Raw genomic sequence first — 20,808 nt, 5'->3', positions numbered from 1 at the left:
CTCGCCTTAATGTTCCTGCGGCGTGGGCCGCGGATTGTTGAGCGGCTGGACCACGTTGCTGATCACTACGGGGCTGCCGTTCTTGAGCTTGATCTGGCCGCTGGTGACGACTTGCTGGCCTTCGGTGAGGCCGGTCAACACGGCCACCTGGTCGCCGCGCGTCTCGCCGGTGGTAACAAAGACTTGCTGCACCACCAGGTCGCCCGCCTTCGGTGGCGGCGCAGCGGGGGCGGAAGCCGATGCAGCAGGCGCGGAAGCCGTCGCGGGCTTGGGCGCCTGCGAGGCCGGATACACGACGAAGACGGTGGAACCGTAAGGGTTATAGGTAATCGCCGTCTGCGGCAGGGTCAGATACAGTTTTTTATCGCCTACTTCTACATTCACATTGGCAAACATGCCTGGCAGCAACTGCCGCTTGGGATTGGCCACCGTCGCTTCCACCTGCACATTGCGCGTGGCGGGGTCTACCTTGGAACTGATGGCACTGACCTTGCCGGCAAACGCCACATTGGCATAGGCGTCGCTGGACAAGTTCAAGACCTGGCCCACTTGCAGGCCGCTCAGGTTTTTTTGCGGAATGTAAAAATCCACGTAGATGGGATCGATGGTTTGCAGGGTCACGATCTTGTCGCCGGGATTGAGGTACTGGCCCGGATTGACGGTGGTGATGCCCAGCTTGCCCGCAAACGGCGCGCGTATGGTTTTTTTCTGCACCAGTGCGGCTTGCTGCGCAGCCAGGGCCTGCTTGCTTTTCAGATCGGCCAGGTCGCTGTCGATCTGCGCCTGGCTGATGGCTTGCGCGGCAAACTGCTGCCGGTCGCGCGCCAGCACGGAGACGGCCAGTTCGGAGGCCGCTTCCAGTGCGCGCAACTGGGCGATATCGGCGTCGGCGTTCAGCTGCACCAGCAATTGCCCTGCAGCCACGTCCTGGCCAGACTTGAAGTTAATCGTGCGCACCAGGCCTGCAATTTCAGTCGTCACATCGACGCCGCGCACGGCCACCATGGTGCCCACCGACGACAGATGCGGTTGCCAACCGACTTTTTGGACGATGGTCGACGACACGGTTTGCGGCCCCGGCTTGGGCGCGCTGGCCATGAGTTGGCGGATATGCAGGAAAAATCCCAGCGCCAGCAAGGCGACCAGCACTACTATCGCCCCCAGCATGATCAGCATGCGTTTAGTCATGGATACACTCCTTGTTATTCTTCGTCTTGTCGGGTTGTGCCGAACGGATAGGGATGATTAGTCTGCGCGGGCCGCCACCGGCAAGTGCGTGCTGGTACTGGCCGCTTCCAGCGCGGGACGGTTCCACCAGCCGCCGCCCAGCGCCTGGAATAGCGCGGCGCTATCGGCGTAGCGCGCTGCCTGCGCCTGCACCAGCCCCACCCTGGCCTGCTGGTAAGTGCGCTGGGCGTCGAGCAAGGTCAGGTAGCTGATGGCGCCCAGCTTGAATTGCTGGGTATTCAAGTCCAGCGACTCGCGCGCCAGCGACTCCACCTGGGCCTGCTCTTTCAGCGCGGAAGCATCGCTATCGAGCGCGCGCAGGCTGTCGGCCACATTCTGGAAGGCAACCAGCACCGTGGAACGGTAATCGGCGGCCGCTCCCTCATAAGCGGCGATGGCGGCACGCCGCTTGGCATTCAGGGCGCCGCCATTGAAAACCGGCTGGGCCAGCCCGGCGCCCAGGCCCCAGATGGCGGAACTGCTGCGCAACAACGCGGGGAAGGCCGTGGCCACCGAACCGTAACTGCCCGACAAGGTCAGCTGGGGATAAAGATTGGCCGTGGCCACGCCGATCTGCGCGCTGGCCTGGTGCAGCAAAGCCTCGCTGGCGCGGACGTCGGGGCGCTGGCGCACCAGACTCGATGGCAGCGACAGGGGCAAGTCTTGCGGTAGTTGCAGCGAGGCAAGTTCAAACTGGGGCAAGCCTGCTTCACTGGGCAGCTGGCCCGCATACACGGATAGCTGGTGGCGGGTCTGGGCCAGGGATTTTTCCAGCGGCGGCACGGTGGCGCGCGTCTGCGCAACCGTATTTTGCTGTAACAACACCGTGCCACGGCCGATCGCGCCAAACTTGAATTGTTGCTGAATCACATCAAGCTGTTTCTGCTGCGCATCGAGGATGTCCTGGGTCGCCTGCAGCTGGGCGCGCAGCGACGCTTCGCGTATGGCCGTCGTCACCAGGTTGGAGGTCAGGGTCAGGTAGGCCGCTTCCAGCTGGTATTGCTGATAATCGACCAGGGCTGACAAGCCTTCCAGCTGCCGCTTGTTGGCGCCAAACACGTCCAGGGTGTAAGACACATTGACCGAGGCATTGTATAAATTGCCGACACCGCCGGTGCCCGTCAGGCGGCTGCTCTTTTCGCGGTTGAAGCCCAGCTGGGCATTCACGCTGGGATACAGCAGCTCGCCGCTTTCGGCCCGGTAATTTTCATTCGCCTGGCGCAAGGCCGCCTGGGCCGACGCCAGGCTGGGGCTGCGCTTGAGGGCATCGCGCACCAGCTGGTCCAGCGCCGGCGACTGGAATAGCGACCACCACTGGGCGGGAATATCCTGGCCCGGCACGAAGCGTTGCGCCTGGCCAGCTTCGCCCGGTGCAGACACGGTCTGTGCAGGTATCGGCGAGGGCGTATAGCTGTCGCCACCGTCGGGCGGCGCGGGCGGCTTGAAGTCGGGCCCCACGGCACATGCCGCCAGCAGGCTGACCATGCACAGAGGGAAAAGGAAACGCAGGGAACGTGGCGCAGCGCTACTCCTGACGCGCAAGCCGATACTGGACAGCCGGGTTCTGGGGACCATTATTCTTATCCGATACTTTGCATTGCAACATCATGACAACGTTGGGGAGCTGCTGGAATACTGGACGCGACTAAAACTGGACGGACTGAAACTGGACTTGCCTGGAGACTGGAGACCATGCAACTGTGCTGGCCGAGTTTATTCTAGCATCAAATATCGTCTGCGCTCACACCACGATAAAAAAGTTCTTGACGTAAAAAGAGCCTTCCGAGGAAGGCTCTTTCTTGCATAAAACACATGCCGACAGCGACTGTTAGCTTACTTGTTCAGGCTGACCGGTGTGCCCGGTGGTGTACGGCCTTTGGTCAGAAACAAGACGGCTTTTTTCAGCATGCGGTAGACGAAGCGCAGCAGCAGCAAGGTCAGCACGCATTCGAGGAAAGTCAGGATCAGGGCGAACATGACGTGCATGCGCTCGTGGCGCCAGTGGAACTTGGCAACGGCGCCATCGCGTGAAATCTCGATGCTGTCATAGAAAGTCGGCACCACCAGCAAGGTCAGGATCGTCGAGGTGATCGTGCCGCCGATGATGGCGATCGCCAGCGGACGGTAGAACTCGCCGCCCTCGCCCAGGCCCAAGGCGACCGGGAACATGCCGGCGATCAGCGCGAAGGTAGTCATCAGGATGGGGCGCAGACGCATGCGGCCCGCATACATCAGCGCATCTTCACGGCCATAACCTTCTTCTTCACGCTTGCGCGCCGCATCCAGCAACAGGATGGCGTTCTTGGCCACCAGTCCCATCAGCATGATGATGCCGATAAAGCTCATCAGGTTGAGGGTGTTTTTTGTTACCCACAAGGACACCACGACGCCAATCAGGCTCAAAGGCAGCGACAGCATCACCGCCACCGGGGCCGTGAACGAATTAAATTGCATCACCAGGATCAGATACATCAAACCGACGCCCATGATCAGCGCCAGGAACATTTCAGTAAATAACTCTTGCTGATCCTGGCCGGCGCCGCCCAGCGACAGGCCATAACCTGGCGGGAAATCCATCGACTTGGCCAGCTTCATCGCATCCGACGTCACTTCGCCATTCGAGCGGCCCTGCGCATTGGCCGATACGGTGATCGTGCGTTTACCGTTTTTATGCTCGATGCCGGACGGTCCCTTGCCCATCGTGATGCGCGCGATCTGGTCCAGCGGCACCATTTGCGAGGTGCCGATAACATTGATCGGCAAGCGCTCGATGTTTTCGGATGCCACCCGGTCGTCGGGATGCAAACGCACCGCCACGTCGCGCGTTTCGCCGGTCGGATCGATCCAGTCGCCCACTTCGACGCCGGCGAACGCCACCCGCAGCGCCTGCGCCGCGTCGTTGACGGAAATGCCCATGGAATTGGCCAGGCCCCGATCCATGTCAATTTTCAATTCATCTTTCGGATCTTGCTGCGACAAGCCGACATCGACGGCGCCCGGCACCTGGCGCAGCTTGTCCATATAGGCGTTGGTGATTTCCATCAGCTTGCGTGAATCCGGGCCGGTAAATTCCACCTGGATCGGTTTTTGCGCACCATTATTCAAATCGTCGAGCACCACATATTCAGCGCCGACCAGGGTTTTCATTTTTTCGCGCAACTCGCCTGCCACTTGCTTAGCCGTGCGTTTGCGCGAATTGCGCTTGCCGATATCGACATAGATACGTCCGCCGCCAGCATTGATCGAGCTATTGGTTTCCTTGGTCTCAGGCAATGTGCGCGCCAGTTCGGCAGCCTTTTCCATTTTCAGGCGCGAATATTCGATACTGCTTGACGCAGGCATGCGCACGTCGATCATCAGGTTGCCCGAATCCGACGCTGGCAGGAAGCTGGTGCCGCCGAGGAAAATCTGCATCACCAGCGCACCGACGAAAGTGGCGAAGGCGATCACGCCCATCCAGCGGCGATGGTGCAGCGCCCAGCCGATCACATTGCCATAGCGGTCGGCCTGATGGTCAAACCAGTGATTGAAGCGGTCGAGCACGGCGCTCAAGCCCTTTTTCGGCGCCGTATGGTGATCGGCCGGGTCGCCCCAGTAGGCCGACAGCATCGGGTCGAGCGTAAACGAAATGCCCAGGCTGACGATCACCGAACACGTTACGGTCAAGGCGAACGGACGGAACCACTCGCCCGATACGCCGGGCATGAAAGCGACGGGAATGAACACGGCGATGATCGAGAAGGTCGTCGCGGCCACCGCCAGGCCGATTTCGGCCGTGCCTTCCAGGGCCGCCTTGCGGCGGTCCTTGCCCATCTGCATGTGGCGCACGATGTTTTCACGCACCACGATGGCGTCATCGATCAGCACGCCAATCGCCAGCGACAGGCCCAGCAAAGTCATGAAGTTCAGCGTAAAACCGCACAGCCACACGGCAATAAAAGCGGCGATCACCGACGTCGGCAGGCTGAGCGCGGTAATCAGCGTCGAGCGCCAGGAGTTGAGGAAGGCGTAGACCACAAAAATTGTCAGTACCGCCCCCAGCACCAGCGATTCGATCACGTTGTTCAAGCTGCTCTGTGCATCCTTGCCGCCGTCACGCGTTACTTCCAGGCTGGTGCCCTTCGGCAAAGTCTTGTTGACTTCATCGACCATGTCGCGGATCTTGCCAGCCACGCTGACGGTGCTGGCCTCGCGGGTACGCGTGATCGACAGGCCGACATTCGGCTTGGCGCTGCGGATGCTCAGGCTGTCGACTTCGGCAAAACCGTCCTCGATGGTCGCCACTTGCGCCAGGCGTACAATTTCATTGCCACTGCGCTTGACCACCACGCTCTGGAAATCGGCTGGCGATTCGATGCGGCCAACCAGCCGTATGCTTTTTTCATCGAGCTCGCCGCGCACCTTGCCCACTGGCGCATTGGTATTCTGGTTGCGCAGCGCATTGACCACGTCGCTGACCGACACATTGTATTCACGCAGCTTTTCGGAGTGCAGCAAGACGCTCAGTTCGCGCTTCAGCGAACCGCCAACATTCACCAGCGCCACCCCGTCGATCGAACGGAAACGGTCCGACAGCACGTCTTCGGCCAGGCGCGAAATTTCAGCGTGGCTTTGCGTATTCGACGACAGCGCCAGTTGCATGATGGGTTGGGCCGACGGATCGATGCGCTGCAAGATCGGTTCGCGCATTTCGATCGGCAATTTATACCGCACCGAAGCAATCGCATTGCGGATATCGTCGGACGCCTCGATCAGGTTGGCCTTGAAGCCGAACTCGATGCGGATCACGGCCGAACCTTCATTGGCCGAACTGTACACATTGTTCACGCCAGAAATGCTTTGCAGCGCTTTTTCAAGGCGGTTGACGATTTCGCGCTCGACCGTATCGGGCGAAGCACCTGGATAAGGAATACTGACCACGATGAGCGGGATGTCAACGTCCGGGCTTTGGTTGACGCGCAGCTTTTTCAACGCCAGCAAGCCCACGCACATCATCACCAGGATCAGCACGATCGTGGCGAGTGGCCGCTTGATACTAAAATCGGATAAGAACATCGCTTAGTTTCCTTTACCGGCTGCATCCACCGCCGACGCCATCGCGCCTGGCGCCGCCTTCGGCTTAACCAGATCCACTTTCTGGCCATCCTTGAAATTGGAGCCTGGACGGCGCATCACGCTGTCGCCACTGACCAGGCCGGAACGCACTTCCCAATCGCCGGTACGTGCGTCGTGCACGCCGATCACCAGCGGCACTTTATTGAGCGTCCTGTCTTTCAGGCGCCAGGTATATGCCTTGTCGCCAGCCTGTACCAATGCCGATTCCGGCAACATCAACGCCGACACGCTGCTCGCTTCGATGCGGCCTTCCGCATACAGACCGGCCACGCCGGGACGCGTGGCGTCGGTAAAGTCAATCAGTACCGCGACCTGGCGCGTGACCGGATTGGCGGCCGGATCGACGCGCCGCACCTTGCCGTTAAAACTCTGGCCCGGATAACCGTTGATGGAGAACCGCACTGCCTGCCCCACCTTGACTTCGCTGATCTTGTCGGCCGACACCAGGCCTTCAAAGCGCATGCTGGTCGGATCGATCACCTTGATCAATTCCTTGCCAATTTGCGCCGTATCGCCATTCGACACCTTGCGCTCGCTGACAATGCCGTCGAACGGCGCGCGCACCAGCGTGCGCTGCAATTGCTGGCGCGCCTGCACCGAACGGGTCTTGGTCGCAGCCAGGTCGCTTTGCGCATTATTGCGGCGAATTTCCGCATCCTCCAGCGCCTGGGTCGACGTCATGCCCGAGGTACGCAGGGTTTTCATGCGCTCGAACATGCGCTGCGCCTGTTCCAGCGTCTGGTTGGCGGCGCGAGTCGCTTCCTCGGCCGAATTGAGGCTGTCGCGGATGGCGGTCTCATCGAGGCGCACCAGCAAATCGCCGCGCTTCACGGATTCGCCGTTTTCTTTCAATACCTGCAATACGACCGCCGACACTTCGGCGCGCAAATCGGCCTTGCGCTCGGGCTGCACCGAACCAGTCACAGCCGGGCCGGAAGCGAGCGCATTGCCGCTGATAGTCAGCACATCCTCAGGAGAAATCAGCAAGTTGCTGGCAACAGTGGCGGCCTGGCCCTTGCCGGGGTCTTTGGACTCCTTGCCACAAGCGGTCAAGGCGGCGGCGATCGCCACAACTAACAGGGTTTTGCGCAACATGGATATTTCTCCGAAATGATAGTACCGCCACCTGGCTGACAACTTTTTAAGTTGCGGCTGGGCATACGGGCGTTATTTTTATTAAAACTACAAGCCGCAGAGTATCCATGAGTGCCTCCGGCAGTGTCAATCGGCGGCTTCCTGTAATGCCTGATTCCGGGGATGAAACGTAGTTTTTACGCCCTGAAACGCAAAACCCCGCCTTGCGGCGGGGTTGTATGGGAACAGGCCAAGGTGCTTAGCGGCCGAACACCGCATTCACCAGGAAGCCGATCGCCACACCGGTGCACAGGCCGCCGGCGATTTCCACCAGGGTATGGCCCATGCGTTCGCGCAACCAGGTGTGCGCAGGGCTGGCCGTTTCCCTGGCCACGCGGTTGATGGCGGCGGCCTGCTTGCCGACGTGCTGGCGCAAGCTGTTGGCGTCGATGATGACGATGAAGGCCAGGGTGACGGCCACGCCGAATGCCGGGTGGCCTATGCCTTCGCGCAAGGCGATCAGGGTCGCCATGCTCGATACCACGGCGCTATGATTGCTGGGAAAGCCGCCATTGCCGACCAGGCCGAACGCCCATTGGCGCGTACGGGCGCTATTGATCAGGAATTTGATCGGTCCGACCAGGATCCAGGTGATCAGGGGAGTGACGAGGTAAGCGATATCCACGGGGTATTCCTTTGTTCTATATATGAGGGGTGGCGGGAAGCAAGGGGGGAATTATCGCAGATCGGCGGCGCAAGCAAAACAGCCTGATTCCCCACGGATAAAAATGCCCTAGCCCGCCGCGATACTATAAAATCATGGCGAATAGAATAATTGACCGGCATCAACACCGGCCATCCACACCTGGTCTCAACACTCGCAAACGGGGTAACCATGCGGCATTTCAGAGTTTCTTTTTTAGTCACCATCCTCCTGATGGCCGTTGCCGGCTGGTGGGGCTACAGCCATGGCGGCGTCTCCGGCCTGCTGCAAGCGCTGTGGATCACGGGCGTGCTGGGCGTGATGGAAGTATCGCTATCGTTCGACAATGCCGTGGTGAATGCCTCGGTGCTGCGCCACTGGAATGCATTCTGGCAAAAACTGTTCCTCACGGTCGGTATCCTGGTGGCCGTGTTCGGCATGCGTTTGCTGTTCCCGCTGGTAATCGTCTCCGTCGCCACCGGCCTGGGCCTGGTCGATGTGTGGACCATGGCCACCACCACGCCCAAGATATACGCTGAACACCTTACAAATAATCACGCGCAAGTGGCGGCCTTCGGCGGCGCCTTCCTGTTACTGGTGTTACTGAACTTCCTGTTCGACGATGAAAAAGAACTGCACTGGCTGGGTTGGGCAGAGGAAAAAGTCAACGCGCTGGGCACTGAAAGCCTGGCCGTGCTGATCACCATGGGCGCCGTGGCCGCCTGCGTGGCGATGGGCCCCGCCGAACAAAAATACAGCGTGCTCGCTTCGGGCATCGTCGGCATCGCCGTGTATATCGGCGTGAACTGGATCAGCGGTTTGCTGGAAGAAAACGAACCGGACCTGCAGGACGAAGATGGTGAAGAAACAGCAGTCCCTGCAAAAAGCGGCAATGGCGACTTGATCAAGTCCGTGGCGCGCGGCAGCATCGGCGGCTTCCTCTACCTGGAAGTGCTGGACGCCTCCTTCAGCTTTGACGGCGTGATCGGCGCCTTCGCCATCACCAACGATGTCGTCATCATCATGCTGGGCCTGGCCATCGGCGCCATGTTCGTGCGCTCGATGACGGTGTTCCTGGTGCACAAGGGCACGCTGGACGAATTCGTCTACCTGGAACATGGCGCCCATTACGCGATCGGCATCCTCGCGTTGATCATGTTCGCCTCCGTCAAGTACCATATACCGGAATGGTTCACGGGCCTGTCGGGCGTCACCTTCATCCTGGTGTCGCTGTGGTCGTCCTTGCGCCATCGGAAACAACAAGCAGCACTGGCTTGAAATCGGGATAACTGTCCCTATATAGGAAAGTAATGGCTGGAGTGACAAAAACACTCCGCCATACTGACAAGAAGCATCACTTTTAAGTTTTAACTAAAAAGGAGCACGACATGGCAATCAGTTTGCAAAAAGGCGGCAACGTCAACCTGAGCAAGGAAGCACCGAACCTGCGCAAGATCATCATCGGCCTCGGCTGGGATCCGCGCTCGACCGACGGCGCCACCTTCGACCTTGACGGCAGCGCCTTCCTCCTGAAAAGCGACGGCAAAGTCCGTGGCGACTCCGACTTCATCTTCTACAACAACCTGAAATCGACCGATGGTTCCATCGTCCACACGGGCGACAACCAGACCGGCGAAGGCGAAGGCGACGATGAGCGCATCGAAATCGACCTGTCGCGCGTACCAGCCGACATCGACCGCATCAGCATCACCGTGACGATTCACGACGCCGACGCGCGCCGCCAGAACTTCGGCATGGTCTCGAAAGCCTATATCCGCTGCCTGAACGCGGAAGGCGAACGCGAAATCGCCCGCTACGACCTGTCCGAAGACAGCTCGACCGAAACGGCGATGATCTTTGGCGAAATCTACCGCTACAGCGGCGAATGGAAATTCAAGGCCATCGGCCAGGGTTTCAACGGCGGCCTGGGTCCCCTCGCTCGCTCTTTTGGCGTCAACGCCTAAGCGTTCCAGCATCTAGTCACAGCCGCCTGGAAGTCATCAGGCGGCTTTTTTTTTGGAGATTACCATGCCAGTATTTAGTGTCACGGGTGACGTCGATCCCTTTTTGCACGTCAGCCTGAAACAGGGCGAGACCATTTATTGCGAATCGGATGCGATGGTGATGATGGAAACGGCGCTCGACCTGAAGGGCAAAATGACCGGCGGCCTCGGTAGCGCCATCATGCGCCGCTTTGCCAATGGCGAATCGTTCTTCCAGCAGCATATCGAAGCGGTGCGCGGCAACGGCGACTGCCTGCTCTCGCCTACCCTGCCGGGCGCCATTGAAGTGGTCGACGTGGGCGCGCGCCAATACCTGCTCAATGACGGCGCGTTTGTCGCCGCCACCTCGGGCACGGAAATGAAAGTGCGCACGCAAAGCCTGGGCAATGCGCTCTTCGCCCAGTCGGGCGGCTTCTTCGTGATGGAAACCTCGGGCACGGGCCAGGTGGTGGTATCAGGCTTCGGCTCCATGTTCCAGCTCGACGTCGAGCCGGGCAAAGATGTCGTGATCGACAATTCCCACGTGGTCTGCTGGGACAACACCCTGAAATACGAAGTCTCCGTGACCACCAGCGGCTCGGGCGGCATCGGCGGCTTCCTGGGCAATATCGTCAATAGCGTCACCAGCGGCGAAGGCATCGTGCTGCGTTTTTCCGGGGCGGGCAAGGTCTTTGTCTGCTCGCGCAACCGCGACGCCTTTTTGAAATGGGCGGCGTCGGGCGGCAAAGCCAGCTAAGCGCGTCAACCCTGCTGTCCTCACCTGCCGCGCACATCCGTGTGCGGTTTTTCTCTCTCACCCGGTTCCCCGTACATGCACAGAGTCTGGTTCAATAAAACGTTTTCCTCGGTCGCCACGGCCATGCGGCTGATACGCGAGGCCGATCTGCTTGCCACGGACGGCAAGCCGCGCTATCGCCTCGTTTGCAGCAATACCAATGCGCATGCGGCAGCTTTTCTGGAAGCGCATGAATACGCCGTCGAACCGGCCGGCCTGACGGGCGAGGCCTATGTGAAATGGTGTCTGGACTTTTGCCGCACGCGTGAAATCACGATTTTCTGGCCCGGCAAGGAAGCGGCACGCATCGCCAGCGCCAGCGCGCGCTTTGCCGCCATCGGCGTGCGCGTACTCAGCGTCGCCACCGAAGAAGTGCTGACCCTGATGCATGACAAGGCGCGCTTTTGCGATAGCCTCGATTTACCGATGGCGCGCCCGGCCGACTACCGCGCCGTCAACACCATCGCCGAATACGACGCCGCCTACGCCGAACTGCGTCCGCTGCACCGCACCCTGTGCATCAAGCCATCCGAATCCGTATATGGCCTGGGTTTTGCCGTACTCGATGAAGAGCGCTCCAGCGCCCAGCTGCTGCTGGCCGGCGCCGCCTACCAGATCAATGCACAGGAGCTGCGTAGCGGCCTGGCGCACATGCAAACTTTCAAGACCCTGCTGCTGATGGAATACCTGGATGGACACGAATACAGCGCCGACTGCGTGGCCGACCACGGCAGCCTGGTATGCGCCATCCCGCGCAAGAAACTGCACGCGGCCGGCAGCGGCCAGCTGATCGAATTGCGGGCCGACTTGCTGGCCGCCTGCGAAAAACTCGCGCGCGACTATCAGTTGAACGGCGTGTTCAATATCCAGTTCCGTGAGGGTGCGAACGGCCTGGCGCTGCTGGAAATCAATCCGCGCATGTCGGGCGGCATCGGCATGGCTTGCGCCGCCGGCCCCAACCTGCCCTACCTGGCGCTGGCCGGCTTCGACCAGGGTTACGACAAGCTCAGCGTGCCGCCGGTGCGTGAAGGCCTGCGCGTGGCCGAGACGGCGCACGCCGTGGAGCTGCCATGAATATCGTCAAGAAGCAAATGCCCACGGGCGAACTGACATTAAAGGTGGACGATGCGCGCTTTCCGCTCGACTGGCTGGTCGGCTTTGCCGCACGGGCCAACGCCAAGCGCGGCTTCCTGTTCCTGTCCAAGGTGCTCGGTAAACACTGGCCCGTCACGCCGCGCGCCATGGAAGCCATCCACGATGACCTGGCGGCGCAGATTCCACCGAGCCTGCCCGGCCCCGTGGTCTTCATCGCCATGGCCGAAACAGCCGTGGGCCTGGGCCAGGGCGTGTTCGAAGCCTGGCTGCGGGCCAATCCAACTGGCAAGGCGCTGTTCTTGCATAGCTCGCGCTACCGGGTCGGCAGCGTGCCCTTCTTTGAATTCGAAGAGTCGCACAGCCATGCGCCGCGCCAGTTCCTGCATTTATCGGATGCGGCCAGCCTGCTGTTTTCCAACGCGCGCAGCCTGGTGCTGATCGACGATGAAGCGTCGACCGGCAACACCTTCGCCAACCTGGTGGCAGTGTGCCGCGCGCGCTATCCGCAACTGGAAAAGCTGCACCTGGGCGTGATCACCAATTTCATGGGCAAAGAAGCCAACGCAGGTTTGAGCCAGCGTTTCGGCCTGCCCACCAGTATCGGTGCTGCTCTCTCAGGCCAGTACGCCTTCCAGGTGGGCGCAGTGCCGGCGCCATCGGCCGCGCCGGCGCAGCGCTTCGAAGCGGAACAGGAACGGGGCGCCAGCGCTTCTTTTGGGCGCATCGGCGTAGGCCGCGCCTTGAGGCCACCACAGAGCCTAGCCGTGCAACTGGCGCAGGAAATCGCCACCGGCGACACGGTGCTGGTGCTGGGCACGGGCGAATTCATGCACCCATCATTCTTGCTGGCGCGCGAACTCGAAGCGCTGGGCAAGAGCGTGGTGGTGCAATCGACCACGCGCTCGCCGATTTTGTCGTGGGGCTCCGTCGGCCATATCGTATCCTGCGACGACAATTACGGCGAAGGCATTGCCAACTATCTGTACAACGTCGCGCCGGGCCAGTACCAGCACGTCTTGATCTGCCATGAAACGCCGGCCAGCCCGGCCCTCATGCAACTCGCCGGCCAATTGAACGGCCGCCTGTTCCACTTTCAGTCAGAGACCAAAATTGAAGAAATTCCTGTTTGTTGACCTGGACGATACCCTGTTCCAGACGCCGAAAAAATGCGTGGGCGAGGCCGACCTGCAACCGGCTGCCTACCTGAAAAATGGCGATGCCTGCTCGTTTACCACGGCGCGCCAGCGCGCCTTCTTTGAATTCGCCCAAAGCGGCATGACCCTGATACCGGCCACCGCCCGCAATGGCGACGCGTTTCGCCGGGTCGACCTGCCCTTCACCAGCTACAGCGTGCTCGATTACGGCGGTATCGTGCTGCAGCCGGGCGGCGCACTCGATGCGGGCTGGCTGGCGCTGATGCAGGAAGACATGCAGGCAGCCCTGCCCGGCCTGACAGACGCCATGCGCATCATCGACGACTTCCAGTCCAAGGCTGGCCTGCCATCGCGCGCGCGCCTGATCGAAGACTACGGCACGCCGTTCTACATCGTCGTCAAGGACCATGAAGCGCGCGGCGAACGGCTGGCCGAGATCGAACAACAAGTGCTGCAAGACTGGATAGCCACCGAAGGCAGCGACTACTTCATCCACCGCAACGGCAACAACCTGGCCGTGCTGCCCAAGACTTTGAACAAGGCGCGCGCCGTCGCTTACCTGCGTGCCGAACTGGAAGCCGAACACGGCCCCATTTTGAGCTTCGGCATGGGCGACAGCCGCTCGGACGCCCGCTTCATGGCTGAATGCGACTACGCCATCGTCCCCAATGGCACGCAGTTGGCGGCGCTCACCGTGGCGGCGCTATGACGGCCATGCATTTCAGCGGCAGTTACCGCCAGGACGACGTGCAGTTTCTGCTCACGCCGATGGCGCTTGAACCGATACTGGACCTGGCCGAAAAAGAGCGGCTGATCCAGTCGGGCCAGCGCCATTACAGCGAAATGCTGTCGCCGGAATCCCTGCCCTCGCCCGCCTACCTGGCGCTATTCCAGAGCGCATTTGCCGCCAACCGATTGCAGATGGCGCGCGACTGCCTGCGCCTGGCGGCCCTGATCGCGGCGCGCCGCAGCGGCCCCGTTACCATCGTTTCGCTGGCGCGCGCCGGCACGCCGGTGGGTGTCATTTTGGGCCATGTGCTGCGCCAGGTATTCCAGCGCGAGTGCAGCCATTACTCGGTCTCCATCATCCGCGACCGTGGCATCGACGCCAACGCCATCAAGCACATCCTGGCGCAAGGCCACGCGCCGGAAGCTATCGTGTTTGTCGATGGCTGGACCGGCAAGGGCGTGATTTCGCGCGAACTGCGCCAGGCCGTGCACGACTACAATACGCAGCACGGCACGGCCATCGATGGCGGCCTGTTCGTATTGGCCGACCTGGCCGGCACGGCCGCCTGCGCCGCCTCGTCCAGCGACTACCTGATCCCGTCGAGCATACTGAACGCCACGGTGTCTGGCCTGGTCAGCCGCTCGGTGCTCAATGCGCAGATAGGCGCAGACGACTTCCATGGCTGCGTCTATTATGCACAGTTCGAAGCGCACGACCAGTCGCGCGCCTTCGCCGATGGCTTGCTGGCCGATGCCCTCGCCTTGGCCGCCAGCGATGGTGTGCCGCTGGCTGAAGCGGTCGATAGCCACGCCATGGCAGCCCGCTCGCAAGCCTATATGGCGCAGGCGCAGCGCGACTACGGCGTCGAAGACATTAACCTGATCAAGCCCGGCATCGGCGAAGCGACACGCGTGCTGCTGCGCCGCGTGCCCGAGCGCCTGATCGTGCGCGACACCACGGCGCCGGACGTGGCGCATTTGCTGTTGCTGGCACAGGAAAAAAACATCCCCGTCAGTGTAGAACCGGCACTGCCCTACCAGGCCGTTGCCCTGATCAGGAGTGCCGTCGATGGATAAGGCGATCCACCCACAAAGTGAACACAAGGCGGCGCTGGGCGCTTCCATGTATGTGCCGACCACGCACAAGGATTTGCTGGCAATCGCCAACGGCGATAAATTGGGCCATCTGCGCTCCGTGATCTTTTGCACGGAAGACGCCATCGCCGAACGCGATCTGAGCTACGCGCTGTTCAACCTGTCGCTGGCGCTGCAAACCATGCGCGAAGAATCGGACACGCTGCGCTTCGTGCGCGTGCGTAACGTGGAAGTGCTGGCGCGCGTGCTGGCCATGCCGGGCGCGGATAAGCTGAGCGGCTTCGTGCTGCCCAAATCCACGCGTCATAACTTTGCCGCCTATTTCGAGCTGGTGCGCCACACGCATCACTTGCTGATGCCGACCCTGGAAACGGTCGAAGTCTTCGACGACGAAGAAATGAAGCAGTTCAGGATCGTATTATCAGCACCCGAAGTGCGCCGCCGCATCCTGGCGCTGCGTATAGGCGGCAATGATTTGCTGGCCTTGCTGGGACTGCGCCGCCCCACCACCGGCACGATTTACCAGACGCCGCTGGGCCAGGTGATCGGCCGCCTGGTGACGATCTTCAAGCCGCACGGTTTTCAATTGACGGCGCCCGTCTTTGAGCACCTGTCGCAAGGCCAATGGCTGGACGCCGAGGTGGCGCAGGATATGGCACATGGCATGATCGCCAAAACCGCCATCCACCCGGAGCAAGTGCCGCAGATCGAACGCCACTACCAGGTTGCGCAATCGGATATTGAACTGGCGCTGCGCATTATCGATCCGGACAGCCCGGCCGTCTTCCGCATGCAGGACGCGATGTGCGAAGTGGCCACCCACAGCAGCTGGGCACAGCGCATCATCGAACAAGCGAGGCTGTTTGGCATCCGCCACGCCGCCGGACCATCGAATCATTCATCGAACCACTCATTGAACCAAGCTCACAGCGACGAAGGGACTACACGATCATGACCAATTTCACACGCGGACAAAAAGGCAAACTGGCTGACCTGGGCTTGAACGGCCCCTTCGCCGTCACGCTCGACATCGTTTCCGGCTCGATGGAAGTGGACGTCAGCTGCTTCGGCGTCGATGCTGGCGGCAAGCTGTCGGACGACCGCTACATGGTGTTCTACAACCAGAAGAGCTCGCCCGACAACGCCGTGACGGTGGCCCTGAACGGCCCGCGTTCCGTGTTCCAGATCGACCTGGCGCGCCTGCCGACCTCCATCGACAAGCTGGTCTTCACGGCCGCCACGGAACAGGGCAGTATGCGCGCGCTGGGCGCCTCCAGCCTGGCGCTGGGGTCCAATGCCAGCTTCGCGTTTGCAGGACAGGACTTCCAGGACGAAAAAGCCGTCATCATCGGTGAGCTGTACCGCCGCGACGGCAGCTGGCGTTTCGGCGCCGTGGGCCAGGGTTTTGCAGGCGGCCTGGCGGCGCTGCTGAAACACTTTGGCGGCAGCGAGGCGAGCCAAGCTACGCCTGCACCGGCGCCGGCATCGATCCCTGCTCCAGCACCGGCGGCGCCACCTGCGAATAAAATCTCGCTGTCAAAAATACGCCTGGAAAAACGCGGCGACAAGATCTCGCTCGACAAGCGCGACAACGGCGCTTATGGCCGCATCCGGGTCAACCTGAACTGGAACCAGAATACGCCGCAAAACCAGGCGTCCAGCGCCAGCCAGGGTACGGGTTTCCTGGGCAAGCTGTTCGCCAAGCCAGCCGAAGCGGCCGGCGGCATCGACCTCGATATCGGCTGCCTGTTCGAGATGACGAATGGCGCCAAGAGCGCCGTGCAAGCGCTGGGCAATAGCTGGGGCGCCTTCGACCGTCCGCCGTACATCCACCTGGAAGGCGACGACCGCACGGGCAGTGCCAGCGACGGCGAAAACATCTTCATCAACGGCACGCATTTCGACCAGATCAAGCGCGTGCTGGTGTATGCCTTCATCTACGAGGGCGTGCCCAACTGGGCGGCCACCGATGGCGTGGTGACGATTGACGTGCCGGGCCAGCCCACGGTCGAAGTGCGCCTGGACAGCCACAGCCCGCACGCCATGTGCGCCATCGCCATGCTGGAAAACCACGGCGGCAATCTGCAGGTGACGAAATTGGTGGAATACTTCGGCGGCCAAGGTAAAATCACTGCGCACCAGGCGATGGACGAACGTTACCAGTTCGGCCTGAACTGGAAAGCCGGCAGAAAAGACTAAATTTAAGAGAAGCCCACCATGACCCCTACGACCAAAAAAGTCACTTTCGCCTTCGCCATTTTTATTCTGGCCGGTATCTTGCTGCTGGCAGCCTACACCTGGCTGTCACTCAGCTTCTCGTACTCGGAAGGCGAACGGGCTGGCTATCTGCAAAAGTTTTCCAAGCGGGGCTGGATCTGCAAGACCTGGGAAGGCGAGTTGCTGCTGACGGCGCTGCCAGGCACGATCCCGGAAAAATTCCAGTTCAGCGTGCGCGATGAAATGGTCGCCAAACAATTGTCGGCCGCCGCCGGCAAGCATATCCTGGTCAGCTACAGCCAGCACAAGGGCGTACCGACCCAGTGTTTCGGCGAGACGGAATACTATGCGGACAAGGTGGTACTGAGTCCTTGATGCTGCTTCCTGCATAAAAAAACGGGGCCAGACTCATCGTCTGGCCCCGTTTTTTTATGCCTGCCTTTATTAGCGTGCGCGCCAGACTCCCGCCGCGCCAGCGTGCCCCGGCTGCGCCGTACCATCATCCAGGCTGGCCTGTTCAGCCTTGGCGCGGGCCGAGGCCAGCGCACTGGCAAACTCGCCATGTTGATGCTGCTGTTGCAGGCTGACGCGCAAGGCCGCCAGTTCGCGTTCCTGCTGCTGCGCGCGCTGCATTTCCAATTCCAGTAATTGCTGTTTGGCTACGGCCATGGCGCGCGTGGTATCGGCGGCCTTGCGCTGTAATGCCGCGTGCGCCTGGGCGCTGGCCAGCAAGGCTTGCTGCGCTTCTGTCTTCTCACTGGCGGCCTGCTGCGCGGCCAGTTCCAGTTGTTCGCGCTGGCGCATGGCGTCGAGTGCCTGCTGTTCCAGCACGGCGCGCTCTTCGGCGGCGGCAGTCGCCTGCTTTTCTGCTTCCAGGCGGCTGGCGATGGCTTTTGATGCCCGTTCTTCGGCGACGCTGGTCTGGCGCTGCTGCACCAGTTTTTGTGCGATCAGCGCCAGCGAATCACGTTCGGCGGCGACAAAGTCGCGCTCCGAGGCCAGCAACGCTTCGGCCGCCTGGGCTTTTTCACTTTCCACGCGGGCGCGCTCGGCATGTACCTGGCCCAGTTCCACGGCCAGGCGCGCCTGCGCCTGCACCGCTTGCGCGGCAGCGGCCTTCTGTTCACCTTCGACCAGCGCCTGGTCCATCAGGGTACGGATGGCGTCCGCCTCGTTTTGCGCAACTTGCGTCAACACCAGTTCGGCCGCCTGCTGGCCGCGCAGCAATTCGGCTTGCGCCGCTTCAGCGCTAGCGCGTTCCTGGGCTGCGCAGAGGGCCAGCGCTTCGGCATCGAGCCTGGCGTGCAAGGCGTCAATGGCGGCCTGCTCGGCTTCGGCGCGCTGCTGTTCAGCCATCTGCAGCAAGGCTGCCTGGGCAGCTTTTTCCTCGGCCAATGCGGCTGTTTGCGCCTGCGTCACCAGTTGCGCATCGACGCTGGCGATGGCTTCCTGTTCGGCCGCATTCTGGCGCGCCGCCAGGGCTTGCCTGGTTTCCGCCTGCTCGACGCGTTCTTGCGCCAGATGTACGGCGCATTGCTCTTCTTGCAGCAGCAAGGCGGCGGCAGCGGCGGCGGCTTGCTCGGCCGCTTCACGTTCTTTGATTTGTATCAGGGCAGCCGCTTCCGCTTCCAGTTTGGTCTGGCCGGCGGCTTGCGCATCCTGTTCGGCTGCCACGCGGGCCAGCGCCACGGCGCGCAATTGGCGGTCCACTTCGATGCGCGCTTCGGTAGCGGCCAGGATGCGCAGGTCGGCGTCGCGGCGCGCCTGGGCGCTGGCAACGGCCACCATTTCCAGGCGCTCGCGGTGGACGGCTGCGTCGCGTAATTCTTTTTCAGTCTGCAAGCGCAAATGCAGCGACTGCGCTGCATGGCGCTCAGACTCCGCCTGCGCCAGGGCGATTGCTTCGCGTTCCTGTTCCAGGTGGGCCAGCGCACGCGCTTCTTCCAGCGCCCGCACTTCGGCGGCGGCGCGGTTGAAGGCCGATTCCAGCGCGATCTGGTCGGCGCGCTCGCGCTGCACCGTCAGTTCCAGCGCTTCGCTTTCGGCCTGGGCCAGCATCTGCGCCGTCTGGCGCGCGCCATGCGCATGACGCTCACGCTCGCGGGCCAGCACAGCCACGCGCGCATCGGCCGAGGCGATACCGATCATTTCATCCTTGGCAGCCTGCACGGCGGCCACGCGCTCGACGGCCTGCAAACGCGCCTGCTCGGTCTGTTCCTGCAATTCTTCGGAGGCGCGCGCTGCCTGCTCGGCCAGTTCGGACTGTACGGCGATCTGTTCGCTGGCGCGCTGGCGGTTTTCCTGCTCGACGCGGGTACGCTGTTCGGCGGCCAGGCGGATTTCATTGTCTGCTTCCACACGGGCGCGCAATTCCGCCGTTTCCTGCTTGACCGCTTCCAGCCGGGCTACGCTGGCCTGTGCGGCGGCGCGCATGGTTTCCAGGCGTTCGCGGTTGGCGCTGATGGCTTCTTCGGCAGCTTGCGCATTTTGCTGCGCTGCCGCCGCGGCAGCGGCGTCGATGGCGGCGCGGTCTTCGGCCAGCGAGCGCACGCGCGCTTCGGCCAGGGCCCGACTCTCGGCGGCGCAAGTGGCTTTCGCTTCGGCTTCCACGCGGGCGATGGCTTCGTGGATGGCTTTGAGTTCCATCTGCTGGCGGTCGGCGACGACCGGCGCGGATAGGGACGGCGTTTCATCCTGCTCATCATCCTGCTCATGCATATCAGTCACCTGATCGTCCGCTAATTGGTCGATGGTCAGGCTATCGCTATTGCGCTGATCGTGTTGTGCTTGCATGAGGCTCTCGCTGTCTGGGTAGGTTCCGAACGGCTGACGGAATGGATTAGCGTCCATTATCGAGTAGTCGATGAGCAAACAGAGCAGAAAGCAGAAGGGGAAACGCCCCCCTTTTCATAATTTATGGCAAGGAAGAATTACAATAAAGGCAATATTATCATTAAACCATAGCGGCATGTTTCCCCAAGGCTATCGGGGACGCCTGGGGAAAAGATAACTCATGATGGCAATGAAGCCGACGCCTGTCTGCACTACCGTGGCGCCAATCAAGGCCATTACCACATGCGAGGTAATCAGGCGATCGGTGGATGACATCAGTCGCGACGCCTTCATCATGGCGTTATCCTGGGCAAAGGCGTCGCGTATGAAAGACATGACGCCCATATTGAGCCAGACGAAAATGCCGCAAACGACTGCGACCATACAGCCGCGAAACCACATGTCGGCGGTAATGCTGCGTGCTGTGGCGGTCTCGACTGGCGTTGGGCCCAGCCTGGCTTCCTCCTCGCCAAGGTTAACCGTTCTGCCTTGGCCGGCACCAGGCGGGCTCACCGCAAAATGACCTTCACATCCTGCTCATTGTGCCGAATGGTGACGCTGCCGTCCTCGTTTTCATTGCGGCTGACAACGTTTAACAAGGCAATCGCCTTGCGCAGAACCTCAGCCTTCGACGCGGCGCCATAGTGGACCTTGAGGTCTTCCAAAGTACTGTCTAGCTTGCTATCAATATTGAAGTTGATTAGCGCTGATCTTCATCTTTGCCGAACCGTCCTGCCTGCCAATGGTCCAACCTAGTGCAGCATAACGCTGCCGATACCAACGGGGGCG

Annotated in this window: 18 protein-coding genes; 10 read left to right on the top strand and 8 right to left on the bottom strand. The window is 61.3% G+C overall.

What is annotated here, in order from left to right; all coding sequences use genetic code 11:
* Positions 1-6: 6 nt before the first annotated feature.
* From HDE72_RS17365 to HDE72_RS17345, 5 genes are all read right to left on the bottom strand, one after another.
* Positions 7-1,188, bottom strand: a complete 1,182-nt coding sequence (locus HDE72_RS17365; protein ID WP_183743204.1) for an efflux RND transporter periplasmic adaptor subunit — start codon at positions 1,186-1,188, stop codon at positions 7-9.
* 57 nt (positions 1,189-1,245) lie between these two features.
* Positions 1,246-2,802, bottom strand: coding sequence for an efflux transporter outer membrane subunit (locus HDE72_RS17360; RefSeq protein WP_183743202.1), 1,557 nt, complete (start codon positions 2,800-2,802; stop codon positions 1,246-1,248).
* A gap of 258 nt (positions 2,803-3,060) precedes the next feature.
* On the bottom strand, positions 3,061-6,282 hold the full coding sequence (locus HDE72_RS17355) for an efflux RND transporter permease subunit (RefSeq protein WP_183743200.1): 3,222 nt from the start codon (positions 6,280-6,282) through the stop codon (positions 3,061-3,063).
* A 3-nt stretch (positions 6,283-6,285) separates the two neighbouring features.
* A complete protein-coding gene (locus HDE72_RS17350) occupies positions 6,286-7,437 on the bottom strand; it encodes an efflux RND transporter periplasmic adaptor subunit (RefSeq protein ID WP_183743198.1) in 1,152 nt (383 codons plus the stop codon).
* A 238-nt stretch (positions 7,438-7,675) separates the two neighbouring features.
* Entirely contained in the window at positions 7,676-8,101 is a 426-nt protein-coding gene (locus tag HDE72_RS17345; RefSeq protein WP_183743196.1) for a divergent PAP2 family protein, read from the bottom strand.
* Between the two features lie 210 nt (positions 8,102-8,311).
* Here HDE72_RS17345 and HDE72_RS17340 point away from each other — a divergent pair, with 210 nt between their 5' ends.
* From HDE72_RS17340 to HDE72_RS17295, 10 genes are all read left to right on the top strand, one after another.
* Complete coding sequence (locus tag HDE72_RS17340) at positions 8,312-9,397, top strand: DUF475 domain-containing protein (protein ID WP_183743194.1); 1,086 nt, start codon at positions 8,312-8,314, stop codon at positions 9,395-9,397.
* A gap of 110 nt (positions 9,398-9,507) precedes the next feature.
* Positions 9,508-10,083 (top strand): TerD family protein, encoded by a 576-nt coding sequence (locus tag HDE72_RS17335; RefSeq protein WP_183676730.1) that lies wholly within the window; start codon positions 9,508-9,510, stop codon positions 10,081-10,083.
* A 64-nt stretch (positions 10,084-10,147) separates the two neighbouring features.
* Positions 10,148-10,858 (top strand): TIGR00266 family protein, encoded by a 711-nt coding sequence (locus HDE72_RS17330; protein WP_183743192.1) that lies wholly within the window; start codon positions 10,148-10,150, stop codon positions 10,856-10,858.
* 75 nt (positions 10,859-10,933) lie between these two features.
* Positions 10,934-11,971: an ATP-grasp domain-containing protein gene (locus HDE72_RS17325; RefSeq protein WP_183743190.1), complete on the top strand. Its 1,038-nt coding sequence runs from the start codon at positions 10,934-10,936 to the stop codon at positions 11,969-11,971.
* Positions 11,968-13,125 carry a phosphoribosyltransferase domain-containing protein gene (locus HDE72_RS17320; RefSeq protein ID WP_183743188.1) on the top strand — a complete coding sequence of 386 codons (1,158 nt, stop codon included), beginning with the start codon at positions 11,968-11,970 and terminating at the stop codon, positions 13,123-13,125. Before HDE72_RS17325 ends, HDE72_RS17320 begins: the two co-directional genes overlap by 4 nt.
* Positions 13,103-13,855 carry an HAD family hydrolase gene (locus HDE72_RS17315; RefSeq protein ID WP_183743186.1) on the top strand — a complete coding sequence of 251 codons (753 nt, stop codon included), beginning with the start codon at positions 13,103-13,105 and terminating at the stop codon, positions 13,853-13,855. Before HDE72_RS17320 ends, HDE72_RS17315 begins: the two co-directional genes overlap by 23 nt.
* Entirely contained in the window at positions 13,852-14,952 is a 1,101-nt protein-coding gene (locus tag HDE72_RS17310) for a cysteine protease StiP family protein (protein WP_260176766.1), read from the top strand. Before HDE72_RS17315 ends, HDE72_RS17310 begins: the two co-directional genes overlap by 4 nt.
* Positions 14,945-15,925, top strand: coding sequence for an HpcH/HpaI aldolase/citrate lyase family protein (locus HDE72_RS17305; RefSeq protein WP_183743184.1), 981 nt, complete (start codon positions 14,945-14,947; stop codon positions 15,923-15,925). Before HDE72_RS17310 ends, HDE72_RS17305 begins: the two co-directional genes overlap by 8 nt.
* Positions 15,922-17,169, top strand: a complete 1,248-nt coding sequence (locus HDE72_RS17300) for a TerD family protein (protein WP_183743182.1) — start codon at positions 15,922-15,924, stop codon at positions 17,167-17,169. Before HDE72_RS17305 ends, HDE72_RS17300 begins: the two co-directional genes overlap by 4 nt.
* An 18-nt stretch (positions 17,170-17,187) precedes the next feature.
* Complete coding sequence (locus HDE72_RS17295; RefSeq protein ID WP_183743180.1) at positions 17,188-17,562, top strand: hypothetical protein; 375 nt, start codon at positions 17,188-17,190, stop codon at positions 17,560-17,562.
* Between the two features lie 69 nt (positions 17,563-17,631).
* On the opposite strand, the gene HDE72_RS17290 is transcribed toward HDE72_RS17295, so the two are convergent.
* The 3 genes from HDE72_RS17290 to HDE72_RS17280 form a co-directional block, all read right to left on the bottom strand.
* Positions 17,632-19,980 (bottom strand): coiled-coil domain-containing protein, encoded by a 2,349-nt coding sequence (locus tag HDE72_RS17290; protein ID WP_183743179.1) that lies wholly within the window; start codon positions 19,978-19,980, stop codon positions 17,632-17,634.
* A 189-nt stretch (positions 19,981-20,169) separates the two neighbouring features.
* Positions 20,170-20,403 (bottom strand): hypothetical protein, encoded by a 234-nt coding sequence (locus HDE72_RS17285; protein WP_183743177.1) that lies wholly within the window; start codon positions 20,401-20,403, stop codon positions 20,170-20,172.
* A gap of 125 nt (positions 20,404-20,528) precedes the next feature.
* Entirely contained in the window at positions 20,529-20,684 is a 156-nt protein-coding gene (locus tag HDE72_RS17280) for a hypothetical protein (protein WP_183743175.1), read from the bottom strand.
* Positions 20,685-20,808 lie beyond the last annotated feature (124 nt).

This window comes from Janthinobacterium saanense, from assembly GCF_014200675.1.
Classification (GTDB): Bacteria; Pseudomonadota; Gammaproteobacteria; order Burkholderiales; family Burkholderiaceae_D; genus Janthinobacterium.
Note: the sequence above shows the minus strand (reverse complement) of the source record. Positions and strands in the feature narration are given on the sequence as shown.